Annotated in this window: 19 protein-coding genes and 4 pseudogenes; 14 read left to right on the forward strand and 9 right to left on the reverse strand. The window is 67.7% G+C overall.

Features of this window, described 5'->3' with window-relative positions:
* Positions 1-334: 334 nt before the first annotated feature.
* Positions 335-652 (reverse strand): hypothetical protein, encoded by a 318-nt coding sequence (locus tag ACZ5DS_RS07955; protein ID WP_468235045.1) that lies wholly within the window; start codon positions 650-652, stop codon positions 335-337.
* An 882-nt stretch (positions 653-1,534) separates the two neighbouring features.
* Here ACZ5DS_RS07955 and ACZ5DS_RS07960 point away from each other — a divergent pair.
* A complete protein-coding gene (locus ACZ5DS_RS07960; RefSeq protein WP_468235046.1) occupies positions 1,535-1,813 on the forward strand; it encodes a hypothetical protein in 279 nt (92 codons plus the stop codon).
* Positions 1,814-1,855: 42 nt separating this feature from the next.
* Positions 1,856-3,094, forward strand: a complete 1,239-nt coding sequence (locus ACZ5DS_RS07965; protein WP_468235047.1) for a hypothetical protein — start codon at positions 1,856-1,858, stop codon at positions 3,092-3,094.
* Positions 3,095-3,752: 658 nt separating this feature from the next.
* Here the strand turns inward: ACZ5DS_RS07965 and ACZ5DS_RS07970 are convergent.
* Entirely contained in the window at positions 3,753-4,433 is a 681-nt protein-coding gene (locus ACZ5DS_RS07970; RefSeq protein WP_468235049.1) for an ATP-binding cassette domain-containing protein, read from the reverse strand.
* Between the two features lie 199 nt (positions 4,434-4,632).
* Between ACZ5DS_RS07970 and ACZ5DS_RS07975 the strand changes: the two genes are divergently transcribed.
* From ACZ5DS_RS07975 to ACZ5DS_RS07985, 3 genes are all read left to right on the forward strand, one after another.
* Positions 4,633-4,830 (forward strand): hypothetical protein, encoded by a 198-nt coding sequence (locus ACZ5DS_RS07975; protein WP_468235050.1) that lies wholly within the window; start codon positions 4,633-4,635, stop codon positions 4,828-4,830.
* A 27-nt stretch (positions 4,831-4,857) separates the two neighbouring features.
* Positions 4,858-5,571: a 5-formyltetrahydrofolate cyclo-ligase gene (locus ACZ5DS_RS07980; protein WP_468235052.1), complete on the forward strand. Its 714-nt coding sequence runs from the start codon at positions 4,858-4,860 to the stop codon at positions 5,569-5,571.
* Between the two features lie 371 nt (positions 5,572-5,942).
* Positions 5,943-8,615 carry a WD40/YVTN/BNR-like repeat-containing protein gene (locus ACZ5DS_RS07985; protein ID WP_468235053.1) on the forward strand — a complete coding sequence of 891 codons (2,673 nt, stop codon included), beginning with the start codon at positions 5,943-5,945 and terminating at the stop codon, positions 8,613-8,615.
* A gap of 73 nt (positions 8,616-8,688) precedes the next feature.
* On the opposite strand, the gene ACZ5DS_RS07990 is transcribed toward ACZ5DS_RS07985, so the two are convergent.
* From ACZ5DS_RS07990 to ACZ5DS_RS08010, 5 genes are all read right to left on the reverse strand, one after another.
* The gene (locus tag ACZ5DS_RS07990; RefSeq protein ID WP_468235054.1) at positions 8,689-8,910 is read right to left on the reverse strand and encodes a hypothetical protein; all 222 of its coding nucleotides are present in this window, start codon (positions 8,908-8,910) and stop codon (positions 8,689-8,691) included.
* Positions 8,911-9,361: 451 nt separating this feature from the next.
* On the reverse strand, positions 9,362-9,763 hold the full coding sequence (locus ACZ5DS_RS07995; RefSeq protein WP_468235055.1) for a hypothetical protein: 402 nt from the start codon (positions 9,761-9,763) through the stop codon (positions 9,362-9,364).
* 120 nt (positions 9,764-9,883) lie between these two features.
* Entirely contained in the window at positions 9,884-11,485 is a 1,602-nt protein-coding gene (locus ACZ5DS_RS08000; RefSeq protein ID WP_468235056.1) for a hypothetical protein, read from the reverse strand.
* A 331-nt stretch (positions 11,486-11,816) separates the two neighbouring features.
* A complete protein-coding gene (locus ACZ5DS_RS08005) occupies positions 11,817-13,721 on the reverse strand; it encodes a sialidase family protein (RefSeq protein WP_468235057.1) in 1,905 nt (634 codons plus the stop codon).
* Positions 13,722-13,812: 91 nt separating this feature from the next.
* On the reverse strand, positions 13,813-16,194 hold the full coding sequence (locus ACZ5DS_RS08010; protein ID WP_468235058.1) for a hypothetical protein: 2,382 nt from the start codon (positions 16,192-16,194) through the stop codon (positions 13,813-13,815).
* A 443-nt stretch (positions 16,195-16,637) separates the two neighbouring features.
* On the opposite strand from ACZ5DS_RS08010, the gene istA reads away from it, so the two are divergent.
* The 3 genes and pseudogenes from istA (at position 16,638) to ACZ5DS_RS08025 (ending at position 19,640) form a co-directional block, all read left to right on the forward strand.
* On the forward strand, positions 16,638-18,266 hold the full coding sequence (istA, locus tag ACZ5DS_RS08015; RefSeq protein ID WP_468235130.1) for an IS21 family transposase: 1,629 nt from the start codon (positions 16,638-16,640) through the stop codon (positions 18,264-18,266).
* Positions 18,263-19,061, forward strand: a pseudogene (gene istB / locus ACZ5DS_RS08020) (IS21-like element helper ATPase IstB). Before istA ends, istB begins: the two are co-directional and overlap by 4 nt.
* Before the next feature lie 54 nt (positions 19,062-19,115).
* On the forward strand, positions 19,116-19,640 hold the full coding sequence (locus tag ACZ5DS_RS08025; protein WP_468235060.1) for a GNAT family N-acetyltransferase: 525 nt from the start codon (positions 19,116-19,118) through the stop codon (positions 19,638-19,640).
* Positions 19,641-19,769: 129 nt separating this feature from the next.
* Here ACZ5DS_RS08025 and ACZ5DS_RS08030 read toward each other — a convergent pair.
* Positions 19,770-20,161: pseudogene (locus ACZ5DS_RS08030) on the reverse strand (helix-turn-helix domain-containing protein); the annotation flags it as partial.
* 142 nt (positions 20,162-20,303) lie between these two features.
* Here ACZ5DS_RS08030 and ACZ5DS_RS08035 point away from each other — a divergent pair.
* Positions 20,304-21,044 carry a class I SAM-dependent methyltransferase gene (locus ACZ5DS_RS08035; RefSeq protein WP_468235061.1) on the forward strand — a complete coding sequence of 247 codons (741 nt, stop codon included), beginning with the start codon at positions 20,304-20,306 and terminating at the stop codon, positions 21,042-21,044.
* 257 nt (positions 21,045-21,301) lie between these two features.
* Here the strand turns inward: ACZ5DS_RS08035 and ACZ5DS_RS08040 are convergent.
* Positions 21,302-21,897: pseudogene (locus ACZ5DS_RS08040) on the reverse strand (TetR/AcrR family transcriptional regulator).
* Positions 21,898-21,963: 66 nt separating this feature from the next.
* Between ACZ5DS_RS08040 and ACZ5DS_RS08045 the strand changes: the two are divergent.
* From ACZ5DS_RS08045 to ACZ5DS_RS08065, 5 genes and pseudogenes are all read left to right on the forward strand, one after another.
* Positions 21,964-22,467, forward strand: coding sequence for an SRPBCC family protein (locus ACZ5DS_RS08045; RefSeq protein WP_468235063.1), 504 nt, complete (start codon positions 21,964-21,966; stop codon positions 22,465-22,467).
* Positions 22,468-22,702: 235 nt separating this feature from the next.
* The gene (locus tag ACZ5DS_RS08050; protein WP_468235064.1) at positions 22,703-23,113 is read left to right on the forward strand and encodes a DUF6463 family protein; all 411 of its coding nucleotides are present in this window, start codon (positions 22,703-22,705) and stop codon (positions 23,111-23,113) included.
* 231 nt (positions 23,114-23,344) lie between these two features.
* The gene (locus ACZ5DS_RS08055) at positions 23,345-24,397 is read left to right on the forward strand and encodes an AraC family transcriptional regulator (protein ID WP_468235065.1); all 1,053 of its coding nucleotides are present in this window, start codon (positions 23,345-23,347) and stop codon (positions 24,395-24,397) included.
* A gap of 100 nt (positions 24,398-24,497) precedes the next feature.
* Positions 24,498-25,061, forward strand: coding sequence for an RICIN domain-containing protein (locus ACZ5DS_RS08060; RefSeq protein WP_468235066.1), 564 nt, complete (start codon positions 24,498-24,500; stop codon positions 25,059-25,061).
* Positions 25,062-25,177: 116 nt separating this feature from the next.
* Positions 25,178-25,474: pseudogene (locus ACZ5DS_RS08065) on the forward strand (transposase family protein); the annotation flags it as partial.
* Positions 25,475-26,020: the final 546 nt, after the last annotated feature.

Here is a 26,020-nt window from a genome sequence, read left to right on the forward strand (position 1 = left end):
TGTGCCTGAGCTGGACGGTCTCCGTCCGCTACCCCGCATCGGGCAACCCGTTGCGGACCACCTGCGTACACGTCGGCACACGCATCCAAATCGCTCTTAGATCGCCGAGCAACTGCCAACGGGCCCCGGTCGCAAGCTCAACTCCGAGTGTGGTGAAGGCGCTCGGCAATCAATCAGTCCCCAACGGGACTCGCAGCGCCGCCGCACGCGCAAACTCGCAGGGCACAGTCGCGTCACCTCCGCCGACAGCTACACCCCTGACCCGCACGGCCCGCCTTCCCGAGACTGGCGGCTGACGCTCGCTGTCGTCCCGTGGCCCGCGCCCCCATGGCCGCTACGGATCAACGTGCACGAACAGTCGCCACAGTCGGGTTCGCGGCCCGAACCGATCCCCGCGGAATGACGAGGTCGAACGCAACTCCGCCTCCCCGGGAGCGTTGGCTCGCACGGCAGCTCGGGCGGTTCCCGCGACCGCTGCGGTCTCGATCAGTGTCAGGGGGCCGGCGACGACCTCGACCGGGGTCCAGCCGTAGGCCGGCGACCCGTGCAGAGTGACCGAAGCTTCCTCTCCCACCCGCAGCCGCAGCTGCGGGCTCTCTGGATCCCCGGGGTGGTGAGTGATCTCCACGCCTCCCGAGCCGTTGTCGGACATGGCGCGAGCCTAGCGGGAGGTGAGATCTGGGCCCGAGCCGCAGATGTGCGGTGGCCGCTGCACGCCCGTCCCGGTGACGTAAGCCATGGCCTCAAGGCCAATGAGGTCCTTGCCGAAGAAGCGGTTGCGGACGGGATCGATGCGACAAGTAATCCAGGGTTAGTTGCAGCTTCCACTTTGCGCGGGCGGCACCGTTGTGCACCTGTGCAGCCCATTCGTCCTTCGACGACATGGGTGACTTCTTGCCGTGGTGGCCGGCCGTTGGATCGGGAAGCCTCTTCGACGCGCAGGCTCGCGGGGTGATGGGGCACTGCGCTGCAGCTCGGCGTCGTGCGGCTGAGGCCAGCCTCGGGCATATGCAGACGACTGCCGCGCACCGCCGGGAAGGCGGGCCCCTGTGGTCCAGAGGACGGTGCAACCCCCGACGCTGGTGAAGCCGTTGACCGTGCAACATGTGAATAATTTACGGATTCCCTAGCTCTTGAAGCAGAGTTGCAGATCGGCGCGCCCTGGCGCCTACTGAAAGGGGGGCTTTACTCGGGAATCAACGACATCACTAAGGGTGTCCATCATGATGCGGAACGTGCGGATGCGAGCGTGGACTGAAACTGTCGCCGCTGGGATCTGTGGAATCGTGTTCGTCCTTACTGTGGTCTGGCGTGACTGGATCGAGCGCCTTTTCGGCGTGGATCCCGACCAGGGAAGTGGCGCCCTGGAGTGGGCAATCGTCGCTGTCGCATTTTGTGCCACGATTGCCTTCTCTCTTCTCGCGCGCAGCGAATGGCGCAGAATCAGGCAGCTCCGAACTGACTGAGCGACGATGCCTGAACAGCGGCGCCCAGGCTGCGTGTAAGACGACACCCATCACGAAGGAGAAGTCCCATGACGAACGAACCGCGCGGCGGCCGCGCATATGAAGCCGAGGACGCCGCCCTGGCGCAGGCCGGCCCGGCGCAGTCGCTGTCCGAGGAGGAAGCGGCGCCCCGGTCCGATGTCCAGCCCGACGAGCGGCAGCGGATGCTGGATGCGCGGGAACAGAAGTTCACGAAACAGCGCAAGCCCATGGGGCCGACGTCGGACCAGATTCCCGAGACGGTCCCCGAGGAGGCGGCGCCGCCATCCGACGAACCCCCCACCACGCCAGAACCTCACGAGCCGTAGGGCCCACCGAAGTGATGTGACTTCCCCAGGAGGACGGCAGCCATGGCAACGGTCCGCCTTGTCCAGAACATCGGCCTGGACGACCAGGCAACAAGCACCCAGACAAGCACCATCAACGAACCCACCGCCGCGACCTCGAACAGCGACAGCTTCGTCACGGGAAATTGGTTCGCCAGCCGCAGCACCACAACCGGGAAGGATTGGGAGCTGGTAGATCCCTTCACCGTCCTCCCCTCCGCGGCTGGGGGATTCTGTTGCGATCAGATCGTCATGTACGAGCCCAGCCGTGACATCTGGATCTGGATACTGCAGTACATAGCGCAGGATGATCCCGAACAACCCGGCGTCCGAAACAACGTCTTCCGCGTGGCGGTCTCCTCCGGCAGGGACCCGGCTGCCTGGCACTGGTGGGACTTCGCTCCGATCGCACTCAACGCCGACTGGCGCGACATGTGGTTCGACTACCCGCACGCCGCAACCAGCGCGAACCACCTCTATGTCACCTTCAACGCTTTCAACGCCGCCGGAAACTGGCAGCGCGCCTTCGTCTTCAAATACCCGCTTGACTCCCTGAAGGACGGAAACTCCCTCAGTTACCAGTGGTGGTCCACCACGAACAATGGCTCGCTGCGCCTCACCCAGGGTGCAACCGACAGCATGTTCTTCGGCAGCCACAACGGCGGCACAACGCTCCGTGTGCACGGCTGGCCGGACAACTCCAACACCGTAGGCTGGTTCGACGTCCAAGTCAGCCCGTGGAGCGCCGGCCCGTACCGGGCCCAGGGACCTGATGGCAAGGACTGGCTCGCCAAGCGGGCCGACTCCCGCATCACCGGCGCCTGGGTGAGCGGCACACGCGCCGGCTTCCTGTGGACCGCCGCGGCACGCGCCGGCCGGCCCATGCCCTACGTGAAGGGCGCGGTCGTCGATGTCACGACGCAGACACTGGCCGAGGAACCCGAGATCTGGAACCAGCAGTCGGCCTTCGCCTTCCCGGCAGCCTGCCCGAACGCCCAGGGTGTCGTAGGCGTGAGCCTGTTCATGGGCGGCGGCTCACTGCATCCAAGCCATGTCGTCGGCTTCCGGGACGGCACCGACTGGCGCCTGGTGTTCAGCCGGCAAAGCACCCAGGGGCCGGACACCGGTACCTGGGGTGACTACGTCATCTGTCACCGACACCACCCGGAGACTTCCGAGTGGGTGACCGCGGGATACACGCTGCAAGGCGGCGGTGACCGGCGCTTCGTCGAGCCACAGTACGTCCGCTTCGGCGTGGGCTGATCGGCGGCTCTCCACCCTGCCTGTTCGAACGGGCAGGGTGGCACTCGGGGATGCGGTACGTGTGATGGAGGCGCTGGCTGAGCAGGGTGTCACGGTGCCGTTCCGGCGCCCAGGAGCGGGGTATCCGCCTTTCGTGCCGGCTCGCCGCTGTTCGCCGAGGTAGGACTGGACGAGTCGCTTCAGCTCCGACGTCCACGGGGCCTGCTGGGTCCACAGGCTGCCGTCCCCGACCCCCGCGAAGTCGCGGCCGGTGCGGTGACGCGGGCGGCCATCTCCAGTACGGCCGGCCGGTTCAGCCAGTGGAAAGCGCGTGTTCAGGTGATCAGCTGAGCGCGCTCGTCCTGGGGTGCGGTGATGAGGTGGAGGTCATTCGGCTCCTTTCGCGAGTGGGCCGGACAGCCATGATCGTGATCCTGGTGGGCTGTCGAAGGCTGAAGAACGGGGCAGCGCCAGACGAGACGCTGCGGTGCCGGGGCGGCCGGAACAACCGTGGCAGCCCTGGCTGCCCGGGCGAGCGAGCAGCTGGGGCACCCCCGTGTACTCCTTGATCGGCTCAGGCAGTGGGGACAGCGACCACCATTGCCACCGCGTGCACCGGTCGGGTTCGAGGACGGCGGGCTCGCCCTTGGAGACGTCACACCTGGGCCCTTCGAGCGGGTCATGCGGGATCGGCGACGGTGGGGGAGCCGGGGCGGGGGATGGTGCCGGCGGGGGTGTACTGGGCGGCCTGCGCGTCGAACATCGAGGCGTAGCGTCCTTCAGCGGCCATGAGTTCCTTGTGGGTGCCGTGCTCAACGAGCTGTCCGTGGTGCAGGGCGTAGATGCGGTCGGCGTGGCGGACGCCGGACATGCGGTGGGTGACCAGGACGACGGCGCGGTTCGGGGCGGCGAGCCGGCGGATGCGGTCGAAAGCAGCGATCTCGGCTTCCGGGTCGAGGGCGGAGGTGGGCTCGTCCACGATGAGGACGCTGTCGGCATCCGAGGTGGAGCTGCGCCAGTGGGTACGGGCGAGCCCGATCTTCTGCCACTCGCCGCCGGAGAGTTCGCTGGCACCGCGGAACATCCGGGCCAACAGGCTGTGCAGGCCGTCGGGAAGTTTCGCGACGACCGGTCCTGCACCCGCGTGGTCGACGGACGGCTGAAGGTCCTCGAGACCGGCTTCCTGGGTGGGCCGGCCGATCCGGATGTTCAACGCCGCGGTCACTGGCCAGCGTTGAAAGTCCTGGGTGAGCAGCGCGACGCGGTCAAAAACTTCGGAGCGGTCAAGGGAAGCGACGTCAGCATCACCCCACCACACGGTCCCGCTCTGCGGCAGCAACAGGCCCGACAACACCTTCATGCTCTTGCCGGAGTGTTTTCCCCGACCACGGCGGTGACCGAGCCCATGGGCAGCGTGAGTGACCCCCGTCCAGGGCGGCGGCTTCGCGGTCCGGGTAGCGGTAGCTGACCTGGTCGTTGACGACCTGCCTCACCTGTGCTGGAACGGAATCGCCCCCGCTGGGAATGGTGCGCCGTGCCGCCTCGTCCAGGAACCGGGCGTGGTCGCGGACGTAGAGGGACTCCTCGTGCAGCTGGTTCACGTTCTGCCCGAAGCCATCGCGGAAGTGCAAGAGACCAGGGGCGGCGGAGGGCTCAACGTGATCTTCAACGCCGCCCGCGAACTGAGCCCCTGGCGGCAAGAGCGTATCGTCGCCGACGTCCATGACCAGCTTTTCGCTCTCATGGCAACGGCGTGAGTGAGAGGAGTGACCTGGGAGCCCGTGATGCACGACGACGCCAAGCGACTTGTACGGACCCAGGTCTGGAACGCTCTCGACGCGGCCGGCGCGGTCTACGACGACAGCGCTCACGGCCGCATCCCCAACTTCCGAGGGGCCGACGAGGCCGCCACTCGACTGGCTGAACTGGACGGGTGGAAGAACGCTCACGTCATCAAGGCCGTGCCGGGCAAGGCCCGGCTCCCTGTACGGGTTCGTGCCCTGAACGAGGGCAAGCTCGTGTACATGGCAGTCCCTAAGCTGGCGGCGCCGAAACCCTTCTACCTGCTCGACCCAGCCGCCCTGCCCGTGTCGCCGCAGGAGGCAGCCACCAGCCGTGTTGCGGCCACGATCGCACCCACGGTCGAGGTCGACTCCCTGCGTCCCGTCGATGTCGTCGTCCTCGGGAGCGTCGCGGTCAATCGCGACGGTGCCTGGATCGGCAAAGGTGCCGGCTACTCCGACCTGGAGTTCGCACTCCTGACGGAAGGCGGCCCTATTGGCCGCAGCACTCTCGTCGTGACCACGGTGCACAGCCTCCAGGTGATCGACACCCCGATTCCAGTCACTGACCATGACGTGAAGGTCGACCTGGTCATCACGCCTGACGAAGTGATCGCGTGCACAGATCCGCACCGGCCGGAGGGCATCCTCTGGGATCACCTTGACCCTTCCAAGATCACGGCCATTCCGGCGCTGCAGTCAAGAGCAAGTCGGTAGTGCACGGCGGCCTTGGCAGCAGGGGCCGTTCGAAGAGCGCCCGAAGTGTCATGCGTGGCTGAGGACCTCGACCTTAGCGGGACCGAGCGGGTAGGGCTCACCGAACTCGACACATCGCGGCAGCGCTCTGTCCGCTTGTTGCTCTGCCCGCTCGCGCTTGCAGGCATGATCCATGCCCTGCGGCACGCATGACGGAGTCGTCACTGTTCGCGTCAAATACATGTGTTTCGGGGGAAGTTCAGGTTCAGACAGCCCTCAACGTAAACTCCCCACCATTTTTCCTGTGGGCCCTTTGTGCGACTGTTGTGGTCACGCCAAGATCCCCTCTGTGTCGGGACACCCCCATATGCCCGGCGCAGGGAGGAGAGGGCATGTTGCCCCCGAAGTATCAGCGGCGGTTCATAACCTGCACCGTCGTGGCCGCCGCGTTCGGACTGGTAAGCACCCAGTCGTTCGCGGCACAGGCCGACGCCAGACCGCGGCCCTGGCAGGCGCGTCACCAAGCGGCGATGGGCCGGCAGCACATAAAGGCGGTGCACGCGGGCCACGGCATGTCTGCCTTCGCCGCTGAAGGTGGTGAAGACGGCGCGGACGAGGCCGAGAACTCGGCCGAAGCGACAGCTCAGTTCACTGAGGCGCGCACTGCGCCCGGTGTGGTCGCGCCCGGCGCCTATGGCGCCGCCTGGCAGCAGCTGCAGTCGATGCGACACACGCCCGGCAGCTGGGATCACGTCACGAAGAGGCCGTACGACTCCGACGACCCGCGCTACCGTGATCAGAACTCCAACTCCAGCGGTGGCTCGGGCAAGGTGACCGGCCGGATCACCGGCATCGCGGCCGACGACCACGGCTATGTGTACGCGGGCGGCGCCAATGGCGGTGTGTTCCGGTCGACAACCGGGGGTGGGCACTGGAAGCCGATCGCCGACAAGCTGCCCTCCCTGTCGACGGGCACCCTCGCCCTCGACGGCAAGCAGCGCCTCTGGTACGCCACGGGCGAGTCCAACACCGGGGCGACGTCCTTCGTCGGTACGGGCGTGTACATCCTGAAGGACCCGCGCCACGGACAGTTCCAGCCCGGCGACCGCGTGGGCGGCGCCGAGTTGGAGTCCACGGTCATCCATGCGCTGCGTTTCGCCGGCACCAAGGTGTGGGCGGCGACCAGCACCGGCGTGTGGTCGCACTCCACGACCACCCTGTCCGGGCCGTGGAAGCACGAGTTCGCCCCCAACCCGGACTATCTGCCGGGCGGTTCGAAGGCGGACGACCCCAGCGCACCGTACAAGAACATCGCCAACGACATCGCCGTCGACCCGAAGGACCCGGACAAGGTCCTGCTCGCGGTCGGCTGGCGCGGCGGCGACACCTACAACGGGCTGTACGCCAAGCAGGACGGCGGTAGCTGGAAGCCGGCCTCTGGGCTCGGCGACCTGCCCACCGGCAGCGCGGACGTCGGCAACATGACGTTCGCCGCGGCTGCCGACGGCTCGCGTCTGTACGCCATCGACCAGTCGCCGGCCCAGATGGCCGCCAACCCGGACAGCGGGCTCAAGGGCGTGTACGTGTCGAAGAGCGGCTCGCCGTTCGGGCCGTGGACGCTGATCGCGGACTACACCAAGCTGAAGGCGTCCGGATCCGCGCTCCAGAGCGACGGCTACCAGCCTGGCATCCAGTCCTGGTACAACCAGTTCCTTCAGGTCGACCCGGCCAACGCCGACCACGTCTACCTCGGCCTGGAAGAGGTCTTCGAGACCAAGAACGGCGGCGACAGCTGGACGACCCCGGGCCCGTACTGGAACTTCACCTTCCCCTGCTGGAGCATCGACCCGGCCAAGCAGACCGGTGACTGCTCGCCCACCACGCACTCCGACCAGCACGCGGTCGCGATCGGCAGCTACAAGGGCAAGACCTGGGCGTACGTCGGCAACGACGGCGGCATCTACCGCCGTCCGCTGAACGGTGCGGTCGACTCCGGCGGCCACGCCAAGGACTGGCAGTCCCTCAACGACGGCACCCTCGACACCCTGCAGTACTACTCGGTCGGCGTCGGCAAGGACCTCACCAACGGCGGGGTCTCGGTGACCGGCGGCTTGCAGGACAACGGCCAGTCGATCCTGCGCGGCCACGACAAGGTCATGGGCTCCAACTTCGGCGGCGACGGCGGCGACACCATCGCCGACCCCGCCAACGGCTGCAACATCGCTGCCGAGTACGTCTACCTCGACATGTGGGTCACTCAGAACTGCGGTGTCAACGGCGGCTCGTGGACCACGGACCCGTCGAAGGCCACCGAGTACGAGGTCGCCCCGCCGGACAAGGACCTGGGCGGCGCGGGCGCCCGCTTCATCGCCCCGATCACGGCTGACGCAAAGGACACGAACACCTGGGTCGCGGGCGGCCGGCACGTGTGGATCAACACCAAGGGCTTCGCGATCCGCTCCGGCAAGGAGTGGACGAACGCCTTCGACCTCGGCGAGGGCCACGTGGCCACGGCCGTGGCGTCCTCCGGCGGCACGGTCTACGTCGGCTGGTGCGGCCCCTGCAACAACCAGGGCTTCACCCGCGGCATCGCGGTCGGCAACGCCGACGGCACCGGCTGGCACCAGCTGAACCTGCCGGTCGACGGCACCATCCCGAACCGCTACATCTCCGGCTTCGAGATCGACCCGGCCAACGCCCAGCACGTCTACGTGGCGGTCAACGGCTTCTCCCGCAAGTGGACCGAGGGCCCGGGCGCGGGCGTCGGCCACGTCTTCGAGTCCAAGGACGGCGGCGCGAGCTGGACGGACATCTCGGCCAACCTGCCCGACGTCCCGGCCGACACGGTCAAGCTCCTGCCGAACGGCGGCCTCGCCCTCGGCACCGACCTGGCCACCTTCTACCGCCCCGCCGGCGCCACGAAGTGGCTGGTTCTGGGCCACAACCTGCCCACCACGGCTGTCATGCAGCTCCGCCTCGGCCCGGACGGCAGGCTGTACGCCGCCACCCACGGACGCGGCATCTGGTCCTTCGACGTACGGCGCCTCAAGGGCCGTAAGGACTGATCACGACCGACCCCGGCATACGGCGGCCGGTGCGCACCCAGCCCGGGGGCGCACCGGCCGCCGCACGTTCGGCTCACTGCACCGGATACGCCGCCACGCTCAGCCGGAGTGTGAAGAGGGGCGCGCTCTGCGGACCCCAGGTGACGGTCACCGAGCCGGTGCGGGCGGCCCGCACCGTGACCCGGGTGACGCCCTTTCCGTCCGTGGCGGACGAGGTCACGAGCGCCAGCATCGGGTTGCTGCTGCGCGGCTGCGGCCAGGGGCCCTGTTTCCGGGGCTCCAGGATCACGGTCACCGTCGTACCGGATCGCACACACAGGTCGTGGACGGAGGCATCCGCGGGGCGGTGAGCGACGGTGGCGGACCCCGCGACGCACCCCGGGGACGCCGAGGCTGTCCCATGAGGAGCTGGGGTGCCTGACGGTGACGTCGCCGAAACTGTCGGGGCGGGTGAGCCGGACGTTTCCGGCGTGCCGGGGCCGCTCTCCGAGGGAGTCGCGGTGGGCGGGTCTGCGGAAGGACGTGGGGGCGCCGACTCCGCTTCCGAGCCGCCGCCACTGCCTCCGCAGGCGGTCAGCAGACAGGAAAAGGCGACCAGGACGGCCGCGACCCATGGACAGGATCCTCGACCGCGCCTGCTGTCCACCGCCATCACGACTCACTCCCTAGTGCCACCGGACGTCACTGCGACGACTTCGGCCGCAGTTCGGTTCCCGCCCGTCGCCCTCGAGGGGCTGGGCAGGGCCTCAGCGGATACCCGAGTCGAAGGGAATGACGATCGTGGTGAACCGCCCCCTCGTGACGGTTACGGACACCGGTTGGGCGATCGGGGCGACCGCGCCAGTGAGGTTGGCGGGGCGGATGGTATAGATGCCTGGCGGCAGCGAGACACGGAAATGACCCTCGCTGTCGCTGGTGGTCTCGGCGACCGTCCGCTCCGGATCGCCGCTGGTGATGGTCAGCCGGGCGCTCAGAGGCCGGTCGGGACAGGGGCTTTGCTCGCGGACCACCGGGCAACCGCCGTCGACCATGGTGCGGCCCTTGATTCCGGAGTCGGACGCGCCCGGCGATCCGGCTCCATGGGCCCCCGCGCATGCGGCGGCCGAGAGCATGGCAGCCAGCGCCAAGATGGCGAGTGCGCTACGCAAGGAGCTCTTCATACGGATTGGACTTCCCACGGTGCTGGTCGGTTCCTGTGCGGGCATGCCCCGGGGGCCGGGCGGAGACGGTCCTCCGCCCCGCCCCCGGGGTGCTTGCTGAGGGTGATGTTACGAGAACAGAACGTTGTGCGGCTCGGGGTAGGCCCCGGTGGCGCCGCAGTTCCCGCCCTTCATCGCGTAGCCGGCGGCGACCCAGCGGGTCGGGTCGGCCTGGTAGGTGCGGACGGTGAGGTAGTCGCCCCAGCGGGGCAGGCCAGCGTAGGTGCAGGTGTTGCCCGCGCCCCACAGGTAGTAGTTGGGGCTGGTGTCGATGGCGTTGGCGGGCTGGTTGTTGATGCCGCTGCCGGGGTAGTAGTGGGTGCCGCCAGTGCCGCCGCCCCAGGCGAACTCCAGGCCCACCCGGCCGAGCGAGTTGGGTGCGAGCGAGGCGAACTGGATGGCACCCCAGCTGCCCCACAGGTCACCGGAGCCGTTGAGGTTCTTGTCGGATTCGTTGAACCAGACGAACCGGGTGTAGGGGAACGGGTGGCTGCCGTCCTGCTTGGCGTTGAAGGAGAAGCCGATGAGTCCACTCGTCCGGTAGGCGCCGAGGACGCGGGAGTCGGCGTACTGGCACCAGTTAGTCACCACGCCGTCGGTGCTGGCGCAGTTCTGGCCGCTGTTGCGGGTGTAGAAGCCGTACGAGGGGACGGTGCGGTCCCACCAGGAGTAGTTGCCGGAGTTCTCCGGCCAGGCGAACACGCGGAAGGAGCTGCCGTTGGTCTGGCCCCAGTTGCTGCCCCAGTACAGGGTGTCGGTGGACCCGGGCACCAGCTTGAAGGTGAGGTTGTCCGTGCGGGTCAGGTAGTTGTAGCTGAACCCGCTACAGGTGCTCATCGGACTCTTCGGCAGTCGTAGCAGCCCGGCACCGCTTCCCCCGCTGCTCGGGAAGAAGTTGGTGGAGATGTTGACGTTGTTGTTGGTGATGGACATGTCGTTGAAGTCCAGCGCCGTGGTGTTCGCCAGGCCCATCCAGCTCGGGGTGATGTTCCAGTAGCACCAGCCGGTGTACGCGCCCGAGCCGGACGCCGAGGCGTTGGCGATCGTCAGGTGGTCGTTGAACTGAAGGAGCCAGAACTGCCTGCCGGTCGCCGGGTCGTACTGGGTCACCTGGTCGCAGCAGAACCCGGACCCGAACAGTGAGTACGGGTCCAGGTAGGACCAGGTCGCGCCGTTGTCGGTGGAGCGGGTGGCGTACCAGTTGCCGGTCTGGAAGATGTTGGAGCCGTTGGCGTCGGTGCTCGGCTCCTGCGTCGACGACAGGTAGGAGGCGCCGCCGGATATCCCGGACGTCGGTATGGCGCTGTCGCGGACCGTGGTGGCGAAGGACCGTACCGAGGACGGTGCGGTGACCGCGCTACTGAGCGGGGCGTGAAGGGGCTTGGGCCCCGCCTTGCCCTTGCTCATGGTGTCCTCGTCGTACAGCCGGGCGTTGAGCTGGGCGAGCTCTTCGGCCGTGTACTGACGCGGCTTGTCGGAGACGGCAGCCGTCACCCGAGCACCGCTGCTGGTCGCCGCCTGGCCGGCGTTGCCCTGACCGTGCGGGGAGGCGGATGCGGGCGTGGACGCGATGCCCGCCAGTCCGAACGAAAGGATCAGGAGCATGACCGCCCAGACGGACAGTCTTCGCCGTCTGGCCCCGGCCAGGGGCATGCGGATGGAACCGGACATGCAGAATCCCCCTAGATGATGGACGAATCGGACGCACGACGGCATCGATCGCCACTCCCCCCACACGTGCTGGGCAGAGCACTGCCGCCGCACCGCAGCGAACCTAGCGATCCGTGACCGGCCCACCAAGCGCCTTGGGGCAAGAACCGAAATAGGTCCGAATTCCCTTCCTGTGAAAGGAAACTGAAGCATCACCAGGCCCGAAAGGCGCCGACAGTCACGGCGCCTTGGGGTCGCAACAGCGCGGAACAGCCAAACTCTCACCACAGCACGTGGCCGAGGTGTGTTCCGGCGGACACCGGAACGCACCTCGGAGTGGACAGGGGCGAGATCAGTGCTGGATCGGCAGGGGCTTGGTGATGTGCGGTGAGGGGACGGTGGCGGCGCCCCGCGTCGTGGAGGCGGTGCTGCCGCCGGTGACCGCGAGCGGCCCGGCGGTGTAGAGGGCCTCGTCGAAGGCTTGCCCGTTCGTCGGAGTCTTGCCTACGGCGAAGGTGGAGACCGCCTTACCGCCGATGACGGAGGTGGACAGGTAGTCGCCGACCATACGGCCCTGCGTGGAGTCGGCGATCTGGGACAGGGACATGGGCCCGGCGACAGTGGTCGGCGTGCTCCAGGTGCTGCCACCGTTGACGGAGGAGATGTAGCCGACCTCCAGCTGGCAGGTGGAGGCGGCGCAGTTGGCCGTCGGGTAGAAGTAGTAGTAGAGGCCGATCTTCGCCGTCGTACCCGAGGTGGCGGGGTCGATGCCGATGCCGGGGATGAAGTGGTCGACGCCGCTCGTGGTGGCGTCGATCGGGACCCGGGTCACCGACGACCAACTGGTGCCGTTGGCCGAGGTGGCGTACACGATGTCGTTCGCCGGGCAGCCCGAGCGGAAGCGGCAGTCCTGCCAGGCGACGTAGATCTTGCCCGATCCGTCGATCTCGGCGGACGGCAGTCCCTCACCGTCGCGCAGGTTACCGGCCACGCCATGGCTGGAGACATTGGCGATCAGCGTGGTGGACGACCAGCTGGAGCCACCGTTCGCGGAGTTGAAGGCGCGGATCGAGGACCCGTTGGCGGAGTAGGCGACGACGACGGTGCCGTTCGGCTGGACGAGGGGCTGTCCGCCCAGTCCGCTGGGGTTCCCGGAGGGCGAGACGGGGCTCGACCAGGTGGCGCCGCCGTCGGTGGAGCGGCTCATGACGATGCGGTTGCCGGAGGAGGTGACGTCGACCTCGATGTAGCAGGTGCCGTAGTACGGGCTGGAGGCCGTGTTGTCGCAGACGATCCATTCCTTGTCGTAGCCCTGGCCGTCGTTGCCGACCGCCATGACGGGGTTCTGCCAGCTGGTGCCGTTGGTGGAGCGGCTGACCGTCACGCCCGCGCCGTTGACGTTGGAGTCGATGGGCAGCCCGGTGACCATCCAGGTGCCGTGCTTGGCGTCGTAGGCCACGGCCGGGTCGGAGACACGGGCCCAGGTGTCGCCCTGGTAGGTGGTGATGCCGGGGAGCATGCCGTGCTGCCAGGTGGTGCCGCCGTCGGTGGAGGTGTTCCAGCCGATGTCGGAGGCGCCGCCGTCGGTGAACCGGCCGACCTGGGAGGAGGCGACGATCGTGTTGCCGTACGCGAAGGTGTCGGGTTCGAGTTCGGTGGCGTGCTGGCTGGAGGTGTTGGTGAAGGGGTCGGTGCTGACCTGGGTCAGGCCGGGCGGCGGGGTGGCGGTGGTGAAGGCGACGTCGTCGTAGAGGGTGTAGGTGGCGTCGCCGGTGTAGTTGTCGTCGTGGCTGACGAGTTTGAGGGTGTAGCTGTGCCCGGCGGTCACTGAGGACGTGACCTGCTTCCAGCCCTGGCCGTTGGTGCACGTCTTGGCCAGCACGGTCGTTGTGGTGCCGGCGGTGGTGTCGGCGAGGGTGGCCGTGGCCCAGTCGTAGGTGAGCGTGTCGGGGCAGGTGACGCTGTACCAGAACGACAACTGGTTGGCGCCGGTCGGCGCCGTGAAGGTCTGGGCGATCGAGGAGTCGCCGTTGGTGGGAGAGGTGCCGCCGACGCGGGCGGCGTAGGTGCCGCTGTGGGCACCGGAGCTGACCACGGAGGTGGTGCCTGTGCTCGTCCAGCCGGTCAGGCTGCCGGACTCGAAGCCGCCGTTGGAGACGTCAGCCAACGCCGGGTGCGAGGCGAGGAGAAGGCCGCCTAATGACAGCAGGGCGGTGGTGGCGGTCGCGACGGATCTGCGGAAAGCGGTGCGCGACATGAGGAGACCCCTTGTCGTTGATGTGGGGTTCGGGTGGGGGCGGACCGTCGTCGGACGGCTGGCGGTCCACCCCCGGGACGACGCCGATGGATCAGGAGAGGGTCACGTCGTCGTATCGGGTGTACGTGGCGTCACCCGTCCAGTTGTCGTCATGACTGATCAGGGTGAGCGTGTAGCTGTGCCCGGCCGTGACGGATGCCGTCTTCTGGACCCATCCCGAGGACGACACACACGTCTTGGCGAGCACCGTGGTGGTCGTACCCGTGGTGTTGTCCTTGAGGGTGGCCGTGGCCCAGTCGTAGGTGAGCGTGTCCGGGCAGGTCACGTTGTAGTAGAAGCCGAGCGTGCTGGTCCCGGACGGCGCGGTGAAGGTCTGGGCGATCGAGGAGTCGCCGTTGGTGGGTGAGGTGCTGCCGACCCGGGCCGCGTATGTACCGCTGTGCGCCTCGGAGCTGACCACGGACGTACTGCCCGCCGAGGTCCAGCCGGACAGGCTGCCGGTCTCGAAGCCGCCGTTGGTGATCGAACCGCCGCCGCTGCCGTTGACGGTGAGCGTGTACGTCGTCGTGTGCGTGGCCGAGGAACCGGTGCCCGTCACGGTGATGTTGTACGTGCCGGCCGGCGTCGACGAAGACGTGGCCACCGTCAGCGTGGAGGAGCCGCCTGCGGTGACGGAGGTCGGGTTGAAGGTCGCGGTCGCCCCGCTGGGCAGCCCCGAGGCCGACAGGTTCACCGACTGCGCCGCGCCGGAGGTGACCGCGGTGGAGACCGTCGTCGTCGCCGACGATCCGGCCGTCACGCTGGACGAGGCCGGGCTGACGGCGATCGAGAAGTCGTTGGTCGAGGTGGAGCCGCAGTTGGGCAGGGTGAAGGAGGCAAGCCTGGTGTGCCAGTTGAAGTTGCCGTTGGACGGGATGTACTCGCTCGTGTACCAGAATGTGCAGTCGTCGACCGGGTCCACGGACATCGAGGTGTAGTCGCCCCAGCGGCTGTAGCTGGTCTGCGAGCCGCCGCCGGTGATCGCGGTGACCTCGCCCTGCGTCATCGTCCCGAGTGTGTCGCCGGCCAGCCGCCCGGTGTACCGGATGGAGGGGTGCACCGAGGAGGACGACTGGGAGTAGCCGAGGGCGATGTTGCCGACCTTGTCCTCGGCGATCGAGCCCATCCACCGGTAGGTGGAGTCGGGGGCGTACGTCCCCTGCTGGTACACGGTCGGGTTGCCGCCGGACATCCGGAGCTCGTACCACCGAATGCCGACGGAGCTTCCCGCCGTCACAGCGTGGTTGACCACGAGCGACTCGTGGTCGCCGAAGTTGCGGTAGGCCAGCCGGAACATCAGCCGGTCGGAGAGTGAGTCGAGCTGCTGGCTGGTTCCGCTCTGCGGGATGCACGTGCCGGAACTGCCGCAGGCGGTGGTGTACGACGCCACGGTCAGCGAAGTCGGGCCGGTGAACGTCGAGTTGGCGGGGGTCGTCCAGTCGGTGTGGAACTTCCAGTACGCCAGCGTCGTACTCGTCGTCCCCAGGCCCACCATCAGCTCAGGTGCCCCGGACGGCGGTGCGGTCGAGCCGTCCAGGTCCGCGCCCAGCAGGCCGCCGTAGGAGGACGAGGTGGTGAAGCACTGCTGGGTGGCGCTCGCGCCGGTCAGCATGGCCGAGCGGTTCAGCGCGCACGCCTCGGCGTTCAGGAAGCTGCCGGAGGCGGTGAACATGTTGTACGTGATGTAGTACGCGTCCGGCCACACCGAAAGCTTCGGGTAGTCGGGGAAGTTGGCGTACTGGAACGAGTAGCGGTAGTAGCTCCCGGTCGCGTCCGCGCTGGTGGAGACGGCCACGCACTCGTAGTACGGGCCGGAGGACGAGGACACGTTGGCGAACTGCGTCACCACCCAGCGGTTGGCCATGGTGTCCCAGCGGACCACCGCGTCACCGTCGTTGGTGGATTGACAGGAGCCGCCGAATCCCGACCACAGGGTGCTGGTGTTCGTCGGCGCGAGCACCGTGGCGCCAGACTTGGAGTACACCGCGTAGGCGGTGTTCACCGTCTCGACGATCTGCGTTGAGCCGACAGCGGAGTTCGGGTCCGGCGGGACACCGGTGATCGAGTAGTTGCCGGCGCCGATGCCCTCGAAGTTCGTGCCCGTCGAGGGGGCCGAGGGGCCGCCGGGGCTGGACTGCACGACCGGGTCGGGGATGGGGGAGGCGGGCGGGTGCGGCAGCCGCTCCTCGCCGGGATCGTCGTCCTGCTCCTTCTTGCCGTGATGGCCGTGGTGCGCGTGGGCGGCCATGGAGCGCAGAGTCGGAGAGGTGTCGTGCCGGACGGCGGGGCCGGTGTCGGCCGAACGGTGGGCCGCGGGGGTGTGGGGTGCGGGATCGGCCTGGGCCGCGGGAGCGGAAAGCCAGAGAGCGGGGACTGTGGCGAGTATCGCGGTGAGCGCGGCTATCCGGCCGCGTCTGTGTCTGGATCGGGCCACGGAACATCCTTTCGGGCAGCCGGAGATCATCCGGCCTGTGGGGTAGAGAAGGACGTTCACGCCGATGGAGCGCGTGTTCGCAATCCGGGATGGTTGCACCGGACATGTCACGCAACAAGAGAGAAGGCGCCAGTGTGGCGCGAAGCAACCGAGAATTTACAGTGTTCAGCCAACTCACAGTAAAAACACAGGGTTTCCTCTGTATCGGCTCAAGGGGTTTCCCTGTATCGCCCGTAATGGGGCCGTGAGCGCCCATCGGACCGGGGAACAGATCGCGCCTCGGCCGCGTTGGCTTTATCGAGGAGTAGTGACGTCGCTTGTCGATGAGTTTGGGAGGCGCCCTGTTCCACGGATGGGTGATGTCGACGAGTTTGGGAGGCACTGAGGTTCTTGCCAGGGCAGCATCGGGATGCTCCTGGTGAAAGGTGCTGGTCATGCCGCGGATGTCGAAGGTCGAGCTGTACGCGGCGATCCGGCGTGACCACCGTGGCGGCATGTCGATGCGGGAGCTTGAGCGCAAGCACGGCGTGACGTGGCGGACGGTGCGGAAGGCGTTGGACTCGTCGTGGCCGGAGCCGCGTAAGAAGCTGCCGCCGCGGGCAACCGGAGTGGACCGCTACAAGTCGGTGATCGACGAGATCCTGCGGGCGGACCTGGACGCGCCGCGCAAGCAGCGGCACACGGTCACCCGGATCTTCCACCGGCTGGTCGAGGAGCACGGCGCCGACGTCTCCTACGGGATGGTGCGCTACTACGTCGCGGCTCGGAAGCCTGAGATCCTGGTCGAGTCGGGCAAGGCTCCGCTGGAGGCGTTCGTCCCTCAGACCCACCAGCCCGGTCACGAAGCGGAGGTCGACTTCGGCGACGTGACGATCCGCCTCGCTGGCGAGCTGGTGACCTGCTACCTGTTCTCCTTCCGCCTGTCGTATTCCGGCAAGGCCGTCCATCGCGTGTTCGCCTCCTGCGGGCAGGAGGCGTTCTTCGAAGGCCACGTCCACGCACTGCGGACGCTGGGCGGGGTCCCGCGAACCAAGGTCCGCTACGACAACCTCAAGGCGGCCGTCGCCCGAGTGCTCGGATTGAGCCGGGCGAGGGTGGAAGCTGACCGGTGGATTGCGTTCAAGTCGCACTACGGCATCGAAAGCTTCTACTGCCGCCCAGGCATCGAGGGCGCCCACGAGAAGGGCGGCGTCGAGGGGCAGATCGGCTACTTCCGCCGCAACCACTTCGTCCCCGTCCCCGAGGTGTCCTCGCTCGCCGAGCTGAACGAGATGGTCGAGCAATGGGACCGGCAGGACGACGCCCGCCGGATCGGCTCAAGGTCCCGAACCATCGCCGAGGACTTCGCCCTCGAACATCCACTGCTGATGCCGCTGCCGGAGGAGCCGTTCGAGACCGGTCGGCTGTTCACGCCGCGAGTCGACCGCTACGGCCAGATCCCGGTCCGCACGAACCGCTACTCAGTCCCCATCCGGCTGATCGGCAAGCGGGTGAGGGTCATCCTTCACGCCTCTCACCTGGTTGTTTATGACCAGAACGTGGAAGTGGCACGGCACGAGCGGCTGATCGCCAAAGGCGCCGTCCGCCTGGATCTGGACCACTACCTGGAGGTCCTAGTCCGCAAGCCCGGCGCCTTCCCCGGCTCGACGGCTCTCGAACAGGCCCGCTCGGCAGGCAAGTTCACCCCAGTCCACGACGCCTGGTGGACTCAGGCAATGAAAATTCACGGCGAGCGGGACGGGACCCGCGCGCTCATCGAGGTGTTGCTGCTCGGACGCCACATGACGCACGAACACGTCGTCGCCGGCCTGGCCGCAGCGCTGCGGGCCGGGGCCATGACCGCGGATGCGGTCGCGCTGGAGGCCCGCAAGGCCGCCCAGGCCGAGACCGAGCCCGCACCGAATGCCCGGACCCTCGGCCAGCCGCCGGCGACGGTGACGTCCCTGCACGAGTGGCGCCTGGCGCATCTTCCGCCGGACACCAGGCCGCTGCCTTCGGTGTCTCACTACGACCAGGTACTCCGACGCAGCCGCACCAGCGGCAGCGGCCACCGTGAGGGAGAAGCGCAGTGACCATGCCCCGCCAGCGAGGATTGACCGAGAAGGCCGCCGACGCCGCCATCGACTCCGCCTGCCGCTTGCTGCGGCTACCGTCGATCCGCAACGAGTTCTCCGACATCGCCGACCGGGCGATTGAAGGACCAGATGAGCTACCGCGGCTTCCTCGCCGAACTGCTGATGGCCGAGTGCGACGACCGTGCCCGCCGCAGGTCAGAAAGGCGGATCAAGGCGGCCGGCTTCCCCCGGGAGAAGTCCCTGCGGTCCTTCAACTTCGACGCCAACCCCAACATCGACCCGGCCACAATCCACACCCTCGCCAGCTGCGAATGGATCAAGAAGAGCCAACCGCTCTGCCTCATCGGCGACTCCGGCACCGGCAAGTCCCACATGCTCATCGCTCTGGGCACCGAGGCCGCGATGAAGGGATACCGAGTCCGCTACACCCTCGCCACTAAGCTGGTGAACGAGCTGGTCGAGGCCGCAGACGAGAAGCAGCTGAACAAGACCATCGCCCGCTACGGCCGCGTCGATCTCCTCTGCATCGACGAGCTCGGCTACATGGAACTCGACCGCCACGGCGCCGAGCTCCTCTTCCAGGTGCTGACCGAACGCGAGGAGAAGAGCAGCGTCGCGATCGCCTCGAATGAGTCGTTCGGCGGCTGGACCAAGACCTTTACCGACCCCCGCCTCTGCGCGGCCATCGTCGACCGTCTCACCTTCAACGGCACCATCATCGAGACAGGCACAGACTCCTACCGCCTCGCCAGCACCCGTGCACAAGCCGAGGAGCCCACCAAAGCCGGCTGAGCCTCCCGGGGCTAGTTGCACAATGACTTGGCCAGTGCACGAGTATCATCTGACATGGCCTATGTGATCACTGCCGCTCATCCTGACGACGCCGCGGTATTGGGACCCTTGCATCTGCGGAACTGGCTGGAGAACTACCTCAACGCAGACGCGGGGGTCGATGAGGTCTGGATCCGTGAGCACCGCGGTTCGTCTGCCACTGCGGAAGGCATCACGCAGTGGCGAGAGTTCATCGAGGTAGCGAACCAGCACCCTGCCCCACACTTCTGCCGTGTCGTCCGGTCCGAGACGGAGATCGTCGGCTATCTCTGCGGCCACCAGGACGAGTCGGGATCGGTCACCCTCGGACCGATGTATCTGCTGGACCACGCCCAGGGGCACGGACTCGGCGGCTACATGATGACCGAGTTCCTCACCTGGGCAGGACCTTCACGCATCCGTCTGGGGGTCGCCGACTACAACGAAAGGGCGATCCGGTTCTACCAACGCCACGGCTTTGAGATTGCAGGCGAGCGTTACCTCTGGCGAGGAAGAATGCCAACCCTGCCTATGACCCGCGAGGCCCACGACTGCAGCTGAGCAGAGGCATCGGGCCGTGCCCGATCACCGCACCGCCGTCATTTCTCGTCAACCTCTCAAGCAGGGCTGATCAACAACTGCCGTCGAAACTCGTCGAGAAGCGCTGTCCCTTGGGATGAACGAAGCCAGGTCGGTGACGACCTGGACGTTCACCCCGTGACGGCGGTGCTTGGCCGAGTAGTCGCCGCGGCCGTCGCCGGTCCGGTCGCACTCGGCGAGGGTCCCGTCCAGCAGCACGAAGTCTGGGTCGCTCTCCCGCAGGACCTTCAGCAGGCCCGGAGCACGGCCGGCGAGCAGACCGACGACACCCGTGACGTATGCGTGAGCGGTACCGACGGATATCCCGAAGCCGGCCGCGATGCGCGCGAGGGTGTCATGACGGCGCGTGTACACCAGGGCGACCAGCGCACGCTGGTGCGGCGGGAGCTTGCACCGCCGGTCACCCTCACGGTGACGATGAGCATCGTGACCCACTCGACCAGAGCGTGAGGCAGGTCGAGTGCGGCAGGATAGGGAACCAACGCGACTCCTCTGTCGGTGGGTTGAGGCTTCGAACACTTCCCCCAACGGCACCGGAGCCTCGTACGTTGCGAGAAATTGTCAATACTTGTGGATGGCTCATCAGCAACGGTGGGTGGCGAGTGCCGAGGCATACTGCCAGTTGTGACGACGTATGACCGCATCGGTGCGACCTACAATCACACGCGACGACCCGACCACCGGATCGCTGCCAAGATCCACGCGGCGCTTGGCGATGCCGCCACTGTCATCAACGTCGGCGCTGGCGCGGGCTCCTACGAACCACCGCAAACCGTGCTGGCGGTTGAACCCAGTGCAGTGATGATCGCCCAACGTCCGGCCGGATCCGCGTGGGCCCTGCAGGCATCCGCAGAGTCGATCCCGATCGCCGACGACTCGACCGACGCGGCGATGGCCATCCTGACCGTGCACCACTGGACGAACCTGGAAGCCGGTATCGAAGAACTCCTTCGGATCGCCCGGCAACGCGTCGTCATCTTCACTTGGGACCAGGCCATCTTCCGCAGGTTTTGGCTGCTGGACGAGTACCTGCCGGAGGTGGCCGCGTTCACCGACACACGAAGCGTCCTCATCGATCGGCTGATTGCGCTGCTGGGAGCCGCCCGCGTCGAGACGGTCCTGATTCCGCACGACTGCACCGACGGATTCGGCGCCGCCTTCTGGCGCCGACCTGAGGCATACCTCGATCCGAACGTGCGAGCTGGCATCTCGATGCTCGCCCAGACCGGCGAGGAGGTCGTCCGCCCGGGTCTGGCCCGGCTGTCCAGCGACCTGTCCTCCGGCCTGTGGCACGAACGCCATGCTGATCTGCTCGACTGCGAAGCACTCGACGTCGGCTACCGACTTCTCGTAGCGGACCTTTAGACACAGGCAGGCGACCCGACTCAACACTCAGGCAGATCTGTACTTCTGCAGCGGGACGTGTTCATGCCGCGAGAGTCTCGGGTCGTTCGAAGAGGTGGCCGCGTTCGCAGCGGGCCCCGGCGCGGACATGAGCAACGAGATGGGGCGCGTTCACGGCCCGCCACCGGGCCTGGCCTGTTCACCCTCGCCAAGACGACACCAGGCGCCCCAGAGGCCCACTCAAGCCGAATTTCGGCGAACGCTCGCGGAGCACCCGCTCAGAGTGCTCGTGGGCCGGTGAGCAGTGCCGCTGCGCATTCCTCTGCCAGGGCCTCCGCGTGTGCGGGCAGGGACTCGCCCGCGCGGAGGTGGCGGCGGACCAGGGACAGGGGGGGTCGATCAGGGCCAGCGTCACGCGCTCAAGCGCCGCAGGGCCCTCGGAGCCCAGGGCCGTCGCCAGCGACGCCAGGGTGGCGTGGACGCGCGTTTTGCCGTGGTCCGCCCGTTCGCGGTGTTCGGTCGGCCAGTCCGCCCGGCCGAAGTCCTCGGGGCCGTAGAGCAGGAGGGTTGCCTCCTCGGGGTGGGCGCGGCTCCACGCCACCACATGGCGTGCCGCCGCGCAGCCCGAGCGCAGAGCATCGGGGCCCGAGTCCAGCGCCGCGCAGTAGCCCTCCTGGAAGCGCTCGACCGTCCGCAGCCACGCCTCCGCGAGCAGGGCGGCGCGCCCCGGGAAGCGGTGGTAGACCGAACCGCTCGGCGCGCCCACGTCCTTGGCGACCGCCGACATGGTCACCCCGGACGGTCCGGACGAGGCGACGCGGTGTACGGCGGCGTCCAGGAGCTGGTCCGTGTCGAAGCGAGGGGGTCTGGCCATGACAGGGGAGACTACTCTCCAGTAGTATTAGAGAGCATCCTCTAAAACGCTGTGGGGGAGGACCGCATGAGCGGTGTCTACAACGTGCACGAGCGCTCGCTGCCGGCGAAGCCAGCCGAGGTGGGAGCGCTGATCGACGGGCTCGCGAGTGAGAACGACAAGCTGTGGCCGAAGGCGCCGTGGCTGCCGATGCGGCTGGACCGGCCGCTGGGGGTGGGGGCCAGGGGCGGGCACGGCCCGGTCCGCTACCGTGTGGCCGCCTATGTCCCGTCTGTCTGGGTGAGGTTCGCCTTCACCGCGCCACAAGGCTTTGACGGCTTCCATGAGTTCGCGGTCCTGACTGACGCGGACGGACGGACCCGGCTGCGGCACACTCTCGCCAAGGAATCCCGCGGGTCGGCGCGGCTGACCTGGCCCCTGTTCTGGCGGTGGCTCCACGACGCGTGCGTGGAGGAAAGCCTGGACCGCGCCGAGCTGGCCCTCACGGGCACGGTCGCCCGGCCGACGCGCCGCGGCCCGTACGTACACCTACTGCTTCGCGTGGCGCGGATGGTGAACGGCGGACGCTGAGAAAACGCCTCGCCCGCGCCGCACCACGGGGGTGTGCGGCGCGGGAGGGGAAAGCGTCCCGCCACTGCTTGCCGCGCGTGGCGCGCAGGTGCTTCGCGACCGGCGTCAGGGACTCGTGGAACGACTTGAGCTGCTCCGGCTGGTGCAGCGATCGCTGATCGCTGACCCCCACTGCGCAGAGACAACCGCGATGAAGTCGCACCGCGTGGCTTCGCGACAAGAACGGAGAACTCAGATGATCAAGTGGGCTGGCTGGATCATCACGTTATTCGGAACCGCACACACGATCGGCGCCCTGACGGTGGAGAAAGCCGCGCGCCACGCCGGGACATGGTTCAGCGGCGGACTGTGGAGCGAGGACCTTACCGACATGAGCCCGGCGGGCAGCGCGTACTGGCTGAGCCTGGCAAGCTTCGGCATACCGCTCATCCTGATCGGCCTGACGGTGCTGTGGCTGGACCGCCGCGGCATCACCCCGCCAGCATTCATCGCCTGGACACTGGGGAGCTGGACCGTCGTCGACGCCGTGGTCCTCCCGTTCACGCCCTGGCCGCTCTTCGCGCTCGCATGCGCCCTGCTGCTGATCGGAACCCGCCGCGCCCGCCGCGACGACCCCGCGCCCAAGACCGGGCTTCCGCGAGCGTGAACACAGGCCGCGCCAGTGACAGGCGGCATGACGATATGAGGCTCCCAACAGTGAGCACACCGAGTCGACAACGCCACGGCCATCATCGCTCCCGTGCCGACGGACCGGGCACGGGCCGAGACAACGCGCCTCCGCTGGAGCGCCACGCCGAGCCGTTAGCCCGTCGACGACTACGCGTCACAGCAGGCGGAATTCAGCCACGCGACCAGGGGACAGGGGGAGCTTGGGGACATGCTCGTCGAGACGGTATTCAGGAGTGAGGACGTACAGGCGGCGGACCGGTTCGACTACTGGCGTGAGCGGACGGGGCAGACCCACGCGCCCGCCGAACTGACCAGTGACCACGCCGATGACTTCAGAGCCACCCAGCGCCTCGTGGAACTCGGCGCCATTCAGCTGTGGACGACGAGCTATCTTCCCATGAAGGTGCGCCGTACCCCGAAAATGATCCGGTCCGCCGACAACCCGGAGGTGTACCTCCTCACCCTCCCCGGCCCTGGGTCCGTAGATGTCGCGCAGGCCGATTGGCGGGGTACGTGCGGCTCGGGCCAGCTGCTGGTGCACGACACGTGCCGACCCTGCGAATACGACGTCCGGGCGGCGGACGGGGAGGACCTGTTCACAGCCGTGTCGGCAGCGGTCCCCCAGTCGCTGCTGCCGTTCCCGCTGAGCCGGACCGAACGGCTCCTCGAGGAGCCGATGCCCAGGAAGGAAGGCATCCCCGCCCTGCTCAGCCAGTTCCTCACCCAGGTCGTGTCGGACGCCGGGGCCTACCAGCCCGCCGACGGACCACGCCTTGGCACGGTGCTGGTCGACCTGCTCTCCGCGTTCTTCGCCCACCTGCTGGAAGCCGACGACCGCCTCCCACCGGAGAGCCACCGACGGGCTCTGACACTGCGCATCAAGTCCTTCATCCAGCAGAATCTTGGTGACGCCGAACTGACGCCGCGCACCATCGCCGCCGCGCACCATATTTCCACGAGCTATCTGCACCGCCTTTTCCAGGACGAGGAGCTGACGGTCGCCGCCTGCATACGCCAGCAGCGCCTCGAGGGCGCCCGCCGTGAGGTGGCGGATTCAGCACTGCACGGGACGCCCGTAAGCGTCATCGGTGCCCGCTGGGGCTTTTCCCACGCCGCCGACTTCAGCCGTGCGTTCCGCAACAAGTACGGGATGCCGCCCACGGAATACCGGCAGCAGACCCTTTGTGGCGAGGTGGACTCGGTGCCAAGGAAGTGTGGACTCACTGCTAACGACCGGCAGTCGGTTGGCGGGCCACTGTGATGGGGCACGGCCGTACGGCTCGCAGCTGCCACGGATGACGGGGGACGGCTGCGGGCCCGGTCGGGCATGAATCAGCACACCAACGAAAGGGAATGTGTTCATGCGGTTCTCACGTGTTCTCGCCGCCGCCGGAGTCACGATGGCGCTGTCCGCAGTCGCTGCTCCCGGCCCGGCTGCCGCGGCCCCGGCCGCCGCGCCCGAGCGCGCCATGATGGGCGCGCAACTGGCGGGCACGGCCGACGGCGCGATCGACGCCAGTGCCGCCATCATCATCCGTAACCACAGTGGTAAGTGCCTGGAGATCGAGAACTCCTCCAAGCGCAACGGCGCACGTGCCCAGCAGTGGACCTGCAACGGCCAGGCCGGAGCCAAGTGGAACCTCCAGCGCCTCGGCGGGGACCGCGCGGAAATCATCAATGCCCGTAGCGGTAAGTGCCTGGAGATCGAGAACTCCTCCAAGCGCAACGGCGCGCGTGCCCAGCAGTGGACCTGCAACGGCCAGGCCGGGTCCAAGTGGCGCTTCGCCGATGCCGGCGGTGACCGCCTGTACATCATCAATGTCCTTAGCGGTAAGTGCCTGGAGATCGAGAACTCCTCCAACCGCAACGGCGCGCGTGCCCAGCAGTGGACCTGCAACGGCCAGGCCGGATCGGAGTGGTCCTGACCACTCGAGACCTGAGTGAGCCATGGCGGTGAGCGAGGCGCGGGCCCCCGAACCTGTCGGGGGTCCGCGCACCTATGCCACCCGCTGCTCCTCGAAGAGGCTGGCCACCGAGCCGCGCGGCCCGCGCCCACAGGATCATCCGGATCTGCGAGCGACAGGGCGTCCCCGTCCTGGCCGACCGCGCCTACCAAGGCGCGGGCCCCTGGGTCGCCACCAGGCTCAAACGACCAGCCGGCGGCGAACTCACCCCCACACAGCGCACCGTCAATCGCGCACTGGCCCAGGCCCGAGCTCCCGTCGAACGCGGCATGGCACGGCTGAAGTCCTGGCAGATCTTCCGCAGAGCCCGCATCAGCCCCAACCGCATGACCGTCATCGCCCAGGCCGTCCTCACTCTGAAGAGGCAACGCTGAAAACGCTCAATGTTGCCGCCGAAGCTCTTGTGCTTCTGGGAGAACCACAGGTCGTTGCCGTTCTCCCGGACCCCGCCCAGCCGGTCGCAGGCGATCAGCGGGCCGTCCAGCACTACGTGTGTCATCCCCTCGGCGAGGCAGAGGTCCAGCACCTCGTGCAGATCAGGAGTTTTGGCGGCCGGCACGCCGATGCCCTCATGGAGGTAGCGGTAGCCGGTGGCCTGCGAGATCCCGGCGTCCCGGGCCAGGCAGTGCACGCAGCCGTGTTCTCGGAACCAGCGCAGCACCAGTACCGCCTGGCGGAACGGGCCCAGGGCGCGAGAGCCCTTAGGCGTGCCGATCCTGCGCCGGTGGGCGGCCAGCAGCCGGGCGAGGAACTCGACGACGTGGCGTGGGACGTCGAGCGTGGCAGCATAAGTGACCAACGTGAAGCCTCTGGTTCGAGCGGACATGATCTTGGCAGAGCAGTCCTACCAGGGCTTCACACCTGCCCGGCCTCGTGGCTCTTACCCACTGGCGAAGCTTCAGTGGGTGAGAGCCACGCTG

This window comes from Streptomyces sp. NPDC031100, from assembly GCF_055570785.1.